The following is an 8257-nucleotide window of genomic DNA, read 5'->3' on the forward strand; positions in this document are numbered from 1 at the left end:
CGTACGAATGACGCCCGGAGGCGAAAATGCTTTAATGCCCAGCGTTTTTTCCCGCTTTTTATCTGCTGCCCGGGTCGATCCATCGTTCGCCATGCATGCCCCGACGCGTAACTCTTTCTTTTCTCTGGAAATCCAAAAGCCTTGATTCGTCTGCTGAAGTTTTTCGGGTACTCCATTGTCGCGATCGTCTGCGGGCTGCTGCTCGTACTCAGCGGGGCCTACCTCTACCTTAGTCCGGGTTTGCCGTCGGTAGAGGCCCTCAGAAGTATCCAGTTGCAGATTCCTTTGCGGGTTTACAGCAGCGATGAAAAACTGATCGCGGAGTTCGGCGAAATGCGCCGTACACCGATCCGTTTCGCCGACATTCCGCCCAATTTCATCAACGCGTTACTTTCGGCTGAAGACGATAATTTCGCCAATCACTACGGCGTCGACCCCAGCAGCCTGGTACGTGCAGCCACGCAACTGGTAAAAAGCGGACACATTCAATCCGGCGGCAGCACCATCACCATGCAGGTGGCGAAGAACTTCTTCCTCACCAGCGAGCGCAGTTTTTCGCGCAAAGCCACCGAGATCCTGCTGGCGCTGCAGATCGAGCGCCAGTTGACCAAGGACGAAATCCTCGAGCTGTACGTCAACAAGATTTACCTGGGCAACCGTGCCTACGGCATCGAAGCGGCATCCCAGGTGTACTACGGCAAGTCGATTCGTGATGCCAGCCTTGCGCAAATGGCGATGATTGCCGGCCTGCCCAAGGCGCCGTCGCGCTTCAACCCGTTGGCCAACCCGGCGCGCAGCAAGGAGCGTCGCGACTGGATCCTGGGGCGCATGTACAAGCTCGGAAAGATCGACCAGACGGCGTACGAAAGTGCCGTGGCCGAACCGTTGAACGCCAGCTATCACGTGCCGACGCCGGAAGTGAATGCGCCCTATATCGCCGAAATGGCCCGTGCGGAAATGGTTGGCCGGTATGGCAGCGAGGCCTACACCGAAGGTTTCCGCGTGACCACCACCGTTCCAAGCAACTTGCAGGAAATTGCCAATCATTCGCTGCACGATGGCCTGATCACCTATGACCAGCGCCACGGTTATCGCGGCCCTGAATCGCGCCTGCCGGGCAAGACCCTGAGCGCCTGGACCACCGAGCTGGGCAAACAACGCTCGATCAGCGGCCTGGAGCCGGCCATCGTCACCCAGGTCAAGAAAGATGGCGTGCAAGTACTGACCCGCACCGGCGAAGCGCATGTGGCGTGGGACAGCATGAAATGGGCCCGTCCATTCCTCAATACCAACAGCATGGGCCCGATGCCCAAGCAGCCGTCCGATGTGGCACAAGTGGGTGATTTGATCCGCGTGCAACGCCAGGCGGATGACAGCCTGAAATTCAGCCAGGTACCGGTCGCCCAGGGCGCCCTGGTGTCCCTCGACCCGCAAAATGGTGCGATCCGCGCCCTGGTTGGCGGCTTCGCCTTCGAGCAGAGCAACTACAACCGCGCCACCCAGGCCAAGCGCCAGCCGGGCTCGAGCTTCAAGCCGTTCGTCTACAGCGCTGCACTGGATAACGGCTATACCGCGGCCAGCCTGGTCAACGATGCACCGATCGTGTTCGTCGATGAGTACCTGGACAAGGTCTGGCGTCCGAAGAACGACACCAACACCTTCCTCGGCCCGATCCGCATTCGCGAGGCGCTGTACAAGTCGCGCAACCTGGTGTCGATCCGCCTGCTGCAGGCGATGGGCGTGGGCAAGACCATCGACTACATGACCCGGTTTGGCTTCGCCAAGTCTGACCTGCCGCCGAACCTGTCCCTGGCCCTGGGCACCGCAACCCTCACGCCGATGGAAATTGCCACCGGCTGGAGCACCTTTGCCAACGGCGGCTACAAGATCTCGCCGTACCTGATCGACAAGATCGAAAGCCGCAATGGCGACACACTGTTCACCGCCAACCCGCCACGGGTACCCGGCGATGTGGTCAATGGCGTGGCGGCAACCGATGGTCTCGCCGCGCCGAGCAACGGCGGCATCACCATTGAGCCGACGCCCGGTACGACGCCTGCCGCAAACGCTCAAGCTCCGGGCGAGCCACAGGCACCGGCGGTGGCTGAACGCATCGTGGATGGCCGCACCACCTATATCCTCAACAGCATCCTGCAAGACGTGATCAAGAAGGGTACCGGTCGGCGTGCATTGGCCCTGGGCCGTGCGGACATCGCGGGCAAGACCGGTACCACCAACGAATCCAAGGATGCCTGGTTCTCCGGCTACAACGGTGACTACGTGACCACGGTATGGACTGGTTACGACCAGCCGGAAAGCCTGGGTCGTCGCGAATTCGGCGGGACCGTGGCGCTGCCGATCTGGATGAGTTACATGGGCGCGGCATTGAAGGACAAGCCGCTGCACACCCAGCCGGAACCGGAAGGCATCCTCAGCCTGCGCATCGACCCGGTCAGTGGCCGCGCGGCCTCGCCAAGCACGCCGAACGCCTACTTCGAACTGTTCAAGAGCGAAGACACCCCGCCGTCGGTCAACGAGCTGGGCAACGGAGCTGTACCGGGCAGCCCGCTGCCGGCGGACGAAGGCGCGCCGATCGATTTGTTCTGACCCGTTCTTGGGCACAACACAGTTCCAATGTGGGAGGGGGCTTGCCCCCGATTGTGGACTTTCAGCCAATGAATCTGGTGGCTGATACACCGCCATCGGGGGCAAGCCCACTCCCACATTCAGATGTCCACAAGGCTCAACTAAAACGCCAGGCACAACGCTTTTGAGCGGATAGTTCTTCGGATGATGAAGACGTGCCGATCCATCTCTTCTAACCCAATCCTGGCCGCAACACCGCTTCAATGTGGGAGGGGGCTTGCCCCCGATTACTGGCTGACAGCCAATGCATGTGTTGACTGGTACACCGCCATCGGGGGCAAGCCCCCTTCCACATTTGGGCCTTCGCCAACCTCGAGATTATTGCCACCCAACAAAAAGCCCCGACTCGCGAGAGCCGGGGCTTTTTGTGGGTGCGCTACAACAGCTTAGCCGTTGAACACATCATCCACGCTTTGCAGCGGGTAGTTCTTCGGATACGGCAGGGTTGCCACGCCGGTCTCGATTGCAGCCTTGGCCACGGCATCGGAGATCAGGGTGATCAGGCGCTTGTCCATAGGTTTCGGGATGATGTACTCACGACCGAATTCCAGCTTGGCGCCACCGTAGGCGTCGCAGACATCCTGCGGCACCGGCAGCTTGGCCAGTTCACGCAGGGCGTTGGCGGCCGCTACTTTCATTTCTTCGTTGATGCGCTTGGCGCGAACGTCCAGGGCACCGCGGAAGATGAAGGGGAAACCCAGCACGTTGTTGACCTGGTTCGGGTAGTCCGAACGGCCGGTGGCCATGATCACGTCGCTGCGGGTGGCGTGCGCCAGCTCAGGCGAGATTTCCGGGTCCGGGTTGGAGCAGGCGAACACGATAGGGTTCGGCGCCATCGACTTCAGGCCTTCGGCGCTCAGCAGGTTCGGGCCGGACAGGCCGACGAACACGTCAGCACCGTCGAGGGCGTCAGCCAGGGTGCGCTTGGAGGACGGGTGGGCGAACATCGCCTTGTACTGGTTCAGGTCGGTACGCTCGGACTGGATCACGCCCTTGCTGTCGACCATGTAGATGTTTTCCAGCCTGGCGCCCATGCTGATGATCAGCTTCATGCAGGAAATGGCCGCAGCGCCGGCGCCCAGGCAGACGATCTTCGCCTCGCCCAGGGTTTTGCCGGCGATTTCCAGGGCGTTGATCATGCCGGCCGCGGTAACAATCGCGGTGCCGTGCTGGTCATCGTGGAATACCGGGATGTCACACTGTTCGATCAGGGCCTTTTCGATCTCGAAGCACTCGGGTGCCTTGATGTCTTCCAGGTTGATGCCACCGAAGGTGATGGAAATGCGTTTGACGGTGTCGATGAAAGCCTGCGGGCTTTCGGAGTCGACTTCTATGTCGAAAACGTCGATTCCAGCAAAGCGCTTGAACAGCACGCCCTTGCCTTCCATGACCGGCTTGGACGCCAATGGGCCGAGGTTACCCAGGCCCAGGATCGCGGTGCCATCAGAAATCACTGCAACCAGGTTGCCCTTGCCGGTGTACTTGTACGCCAGCTCGGGGTCGCGGGCGATTTCACGTACGGGCTCGGCAACGCCAGGGCTGTAGGCCAGCGACAGGTCACGGGCGGTGGCAGTGGCTTTGGTGAGCTCTACACTCAGCTTTCCTGGACGAGGATTGGCATGATATTCGAGAGCGGCAGTTTTCAAATCAGACATATCGGCATTCCGCTTTTACTGTTGGTCGACGGACCGCCGAGGATACGCGTGTCGCAAAGCCCCTACAAGACTGGTCAGTCACAGGTGTCAAGGCCCTGCAGCGGCGTACTTTAGTCTAAAGCCACGGGATACAAGGGCTTGACTGTTCACAATCGCATTAAAAAATGTCTACAATTTTTTATTATGGCGTCGATCCGAGCATGCTCGGATCGGTGAGCGGCAACAGCCAACGTGCCTGAGGTTTTTTCAACCCGCCGCGCCTGGAGCGGTCCTGCACCCAGCCACGCGCCTCGATTGTCTTGCCTTGCAGACCATTGAGCATGGCAGCATCGAATAGACGGACCCGGTCGGGTGCAATGCGTAATACCAGTGAGCCCGGCAACTCAATCCAGACTCCACCGCGATTGCGTTCGACCTTGCTGACCCGTCCGCTGACCAGGGCGAAACCGGACCGCTTGAGTTGCGTCACGCTTTGTACCGGCGATTGCCGCCAGAGCCCCAACCGCGCGTTACGCGCACTGTTTTCAGCAGCCTGCTGACAGGCGACCAGCGCGACATTGGGCGCGACGCCCACCTGAAACCCCAGGCCCTCAGCCAGCAACTGTGCCTCAAGGTTGTTGCCGTCAGCGCCATACAGGTGGGCAAGAGTTCGCCCGTAGCGATCTTTACCCTCGCGCCCCGGCACCAGCCCGAGATGCCCGTCACTGGCATTGACCAAAGCCTGCAAACGCTGGTGGGCGGCAACCGCAAACGGCTCGCCGGAGCGACCCTTCTTACCGGTCTCCGGCGCGTTGATACCGATCATCCGAACGCTGCGGCCATCCTTGAGGCGCACAGTGTCGCCATCCACTACGCGCTGCACGTGCACAGGGGCCACCGAAGCTGGCGCGGGGCAGAACACCTGGGCCTGGGCGGCAGAAAGCCAAATCCCAGGCACAAAAAAGGCGCCCGCAAGGGACGCCTTTTTCAACAGCTGGCAAAAGCCCATAAGGCTTTTGAGCCTTACTCTGCCGGAGTAGCAGCAGCAGGCTTCTTGCCGAAAGCACCAAAGCGATCTGCGAAGCGCTGTACACGGCCGCCGGTGTCCAGAGTCTTCTGCTTACCGGTGTAGAACGGGTGGCACTCGTTGCATACGTCAGTACCCAGTGGCTTGCACAGGTTCGAACGGGTTTCGAACTTGTTGCCGCAGCTGCAGGTGACTTCGATGGTTTCGTACGCTGGATGGATATCGGCTTTCATGGCACTTCCTCGGGCTAGCGTGCCGCCACTCGACACTATTGTCGAATACCGCACGTAATTAGGCCGCGAATTCTAACAGACCTTTTCAATCACGCAAGCCGCACATCCGCCTGAAAACCGCCTTTCATCAGAAAACCACGGCATACCCAAGCCCTCCCCTGTCTGCTAGGCTCCCGCCCCTGCGCCACCACCTGCCTAGATGAGACCCTCCGCGTGCCCGACGCCATTTTGCGCCTCGCCCTGCCCTCGCCCCTGCGCCGCCTGTTCGATTACCGGGCGCCGGCGGGTGTGCCGCGTGCGCAGTTGGAGCCCGGCATGCGCGTGCGCGTGCCGTTCGGGCGCAGGGAGATGATCGGCATCCTGGTGGAAGTCACCGACCACAGCGAAGTGCCCGCCGAAAAGCTCAAGCCGGCCATCGCCCTCCTCGACGCCACCGCACCGCTGCCGCCCGCGCTGTTCAAGCTGTGCCTGTGGACCGCGCAGTATTACCAGCACAGCCTGGGCGATACCTTGAGCTGGGCGCTGCCGGTGCTGCTGCGCCAGGGCGAACTGGCCGAAGCGCGCCAGGAACGTTTCTGGTCAATGGTGCCCGGCGCGCGCCTGGACGACCCGCGCATCGCCCGCGCGCCGCGCCAGCGTGAAGCCCTGGCCACCCTGGCGCAGCACCCCCATGGCGTCGCCCATCAGCTGTTGAGCAAGCTGATGCTGAGCAAGGACAGCCTCGACCTGTTGCTCGCCAAAGGCCTGGTGCAGGTGGAAATCCGCAAGCACGCCCCCGACCCGCGCCATGAACACTGGCTGGCCCAGCCGGAGCTGCCGCTGAACCCCGAACAACGCGCCGCCTATGAAGCGATCCGCGCCGGGTTCGACAGTTTCCACGCGTTCCTGCTGGCCGGCGTCACCGGCAGCGGCAAGACCGAAGTGTATTTGCAGTTGATCCGCGAAACCTTGCAAGCCGGCAAACAGGCGCTGGTGCTGATCCCCGAGATCAACCTCGGCCCGCAAACCCTGGCGCGTTTCGAACAGCGTTTCAACGCCCGCATCGCCCTGGTGCACTCGGCGGTCAACGACCGTGAGCGCCTGGAGTCATGGCTGGCGGCGCGGGACGGCGAAGCCGACATTATTATCGGCACGCGCTCGGCGCTGTTCACCCCAATGAAAAATCCGGGCCTGATCATCGTCGACGAAGAGCACGACGGCTCGTATAAACAACAGGAAGGCCTGCGCTACCACGCCCGCGACCTGGCCCTGGTGCGCGCGCGCCAGGAAGACATCCCGATTGTGCTCGGTTCGGCCACGCCATCGCTGGAAAGCCTGCATAACGCCTACACCGGTCGTTATGGCCTGCTACGCCTGAATGAGCGTGCAGGTGGCGCCAAGCAACCGCGTTTCCTGCGCCTGGATGTAAAAAGCCGACCGCTGGACAGCGGTATTTCCGGCCCGATGCAGCAAGCCATCGGTCAGACCCTCGCCGCCGGCCAGCAAGTCCTGGTATTCCTCAACCGCCGCGGTTTTGCGCCGACGCTGCTGTGCCACGACTGTGGCTGGATGTCCGAATGCGAGCGCTGCGATGCGCGCATGACCGTGCATCAGCGCTACGGCGAACTGCGCTGCCACCACTGCGGCCATGTGGAGCCCGTGCCCCGCCACTGCCCACAATGCGGCAAGGTCGACCTGCGCCCGGTCGGTGCGGGCACCGAGCGCGCCGAAGAGCGCCTGGGCATTCTGTTCCCGGATTACCCGGTGCTGCGGGTGGACCGCGACAGTACGTCGCGCAAAGACGCGATGAACCAATTGTTCGCCACCATCCAGAAAGGCCAGCCGTGCATCCTGGTCGGCACGCAGATGCTTGCCAAAGGGCATCACTTTCCACGGGTGACCCTGGTGTCGATCCTGGATGCCGACGGTGGTTTATTCTCCGGCGACTTTCGCGCCAGCGAGCGCATGGCGCAGCTGATCGTGCAGGTCGCCGGCCGCGCAGGGCGTGCCGAAGAGCCGGGCCGAGTGATTATCCAGACGCACCTGGCCGACCACCCGCTGCTGATTCAACTGACCGAGCAAGGTTACTTTGCCTTTGCCGAACAGGCGTTGAGCGAGCGCCGCGCCGCCGGGCTGCCGCCGTTTGCGCACCTGGCGCTGCTGCGCGCCGAGGCACATAAACCGGGCCAGGCCGAGAGCTTTCTGGACGAAGCCTGCAGCGCCGCTGAACGTTTACGGGTAGAGCTGGGTCTGAGCGGCATCGAATTGCTCGGCCCGGTGCCCGCGCCCATGGAACGCCGCGCCGGACGGTATCGCGCTCAGCTACTCTTGCAGGCAACGTCCCGCGCGCCGCTGCATCGGCTATTGAGCAGCTGGTTGCTGGCCCTGGAGCAAATGCCCAGCGGCCGGCAGGTGCGATGGTCACTGGATGTAGACCCGGTCGATTTGTATTGATAGCCAGCCAGCTCACACATTTTGAAATATAAACACCGTAAATGTGGGAGTGGGCGAGCCCGCGATGAGCATAGGTATCTACAAAACGCTGCAGCGCTCAACCGTAACCACGATGCAACGCGAGTCGGTAACCACGATGCGAAGCGAGTCGCCCTTGATCTTGATCTGCTTTTGATCTCAGGCGCCCCGTTAAACCACGCTGGCCGAACGCAGGCTTGAATCCGTGGGTAACCCGGCAGGACGCCGGGTTAGCCGCACTGGGCCATGGATGGCCCATTGCGGCG

Annotated in this window: 5 protein-coding genes; 2 read left to right on the forward strand and 3 right to left on the reverse strand. The window is 61.8% G+C overall.

Features of this window, described 5'->3' with window-relative positions; genetic code table 11:
• The first annotated feature begins 144 nt into the window (after positions 1-144).
• Positions 145-2607 carry a penicillin-binding protein 1A gene (locus CIB54_RS05975; RefSeq protein ID WP_371914489.1) on the forward strand — a complete coding sequence of 821 codons (2463 nt, stop codon included), beginning with the start codon at positions 145-147 and terminating at the stop codon, positions 2605-2607.
• A gap of 425 nt (positions 2608-3032) precedes the next feature.
• Here CIB54_RS05975 and CIB54_RS05980 read toward each other — a convergent pair whose 3' ends face one another.
• From CIB54_RS05980 to rpmE, 3 genes are all read right to left on the reverse strand, one after another.
• Positions 3033-4301, reverse strand: a complete 1269-nt coding sequence (locus CIB54_RS05980) for a malic enzyme-like NAD(P)-binding protein (RefSeq protein WP_065950133.1) — start codon at positions 4299-4301, stop codon at positions 3033-3035.
• A gap of 181 nt (positions 4302-4482) precedes the next feature.
• Positions 4483-5289, reverse strand: coding sequence for a thermonuclease family protein (locus CIB54_RS05985; protein ID WP_101219037.1), 807 nt, complete (start codon positions 5287-5289; stop codon positions 4483-4485).
• Between the two features lie 14 nt (positions 5290-5303).
• Positions 5304-5540, reverse strand: a complete 237-nt coding sequence (gene rpmE / locus CIB54_RS05990; protein ID WP_003237330.1) for a 50S ribosomal protein L31 — start codon at positions 5538-5540, stop codon at positions 5304-5306.
• Positions 5541-5753: 213 nt separating this feature from the next.
• On the opposite strand from rpmE, the gene CIB54_RS05995 reads away from it, so the two are divergent.
• Entirely contained in the window at positions 5754-7973 is a 2220-nt protein-coding gene (locus CIB54_RS05995) for a primosomal protein N' (RefSeq protein ID WP_065950131.1), read from the forward strand.
• Positions 7974-8257 lie beyond the last annotated feature (284 nt).

Origin of the sequence: Pseudomonas fluorescens (assembly GCF_002837185.1) — a bacterium.
GTDB lineage: Bacteria > Pseudomonadota > Gammaproteobacteria > Pseudomonadales > Pseudomonadaceae > Aquipseudomonas > Aquipseudomonas fluorescens_AM.